General features: G+C 68.6%; 1 protein-coding gene. It reads right to left on the bottom strand.

Features of this window, described 5'->3' with window-relative positions:
• Positions 1-850: AMP-binding protein (locus I0C86_RS00570; RefSeq protein ID WP_323373391.1), on the bottom strand; the 850-nt coding region annotated here is incomplete at its 3' end.
• Positions 851-867: the final 17 nt, after the last annotated feature.

Raw genomic sequence — 867 nt, 5'->3', positions numbered from 1 at the left:
GCTCGACACCCGGATGGGTCAACAGCACAGTCTCGATCTCACCCGGCTCGATCCGGTATCCCCGTACCTTGACCTGGTCATCGACCCGGCCCAGGAACACCACCTGCCCATCGGCGGCCCATCTGACCCGGTCCCCGGTGCGGTACATCCGCTGCCCGGACCCGAACGGGCAGGCCACGAACCGTTGCCCGGTCAACCCCGACCGGCCCACATAGCCACGCGCCAGAGCGGCACCGGCGACGTACAACTCACCGGCGACCCCGACCGGTACCGGCGCCAACCCGTCATCCAGGACGTACAACCGGGTGTTCGTGATCGGCGACCCGACCGGTGCCGTACCACCGGCCGTCCAGTCGGTCAGGTCCGCGGTGGCCACCCCGATCGTGGTCTCGGTCGGCCCGTAGTGGTTGAACACCCGCCGTTGCGCGTCCCGCGCTACGGTCAGCAACCCGGCCAACCACTGCGGGTTCGCCGCCTCACCACCCAGGACCAACGACCGGGCCGGCAGCAACGCCTGCACCCCGACCACCGCCGACAACGCCGCCAGATGCGACGGCACCGCCTTGACCACGTCGATCCGATGCTCGACCAGATAGTCGGCGACCGCCCGCGCGTCAAGGACCATCCCCTCGTCCAGGATGTGCAACTGCCCGCCGGTGACCAGACTGGTGAACAACACCGTGTTACCCAGATCCGTCACCTGGGGCTGCAACAACCCGTACCGCAGCCCCGGAGCACGCCAGTCCAACCGCCCCGACACACCCGACACATAGTTCGTCAACGCCTCCTGGGTCACCGCGACACCCTTGGGCGCCCCGGACGACCCCGAGGTGTACATCACATACGCCACAGCCCCACCAACCGGCG

This window comes from Plantactinospora alkalitolerans (assembly GCF_015690345.1).
Taxonomy (GTDB): domain Bacteria; phylum Actinomycetota; class Actinomycetes; order Mycobacteriales; family Micromonosporaceae; genus Plantactinospora; species Plantactinospora alkalitolerans.
This window is presented reverse-complemented; position numbering and strand designations above follow the sequence as displayed.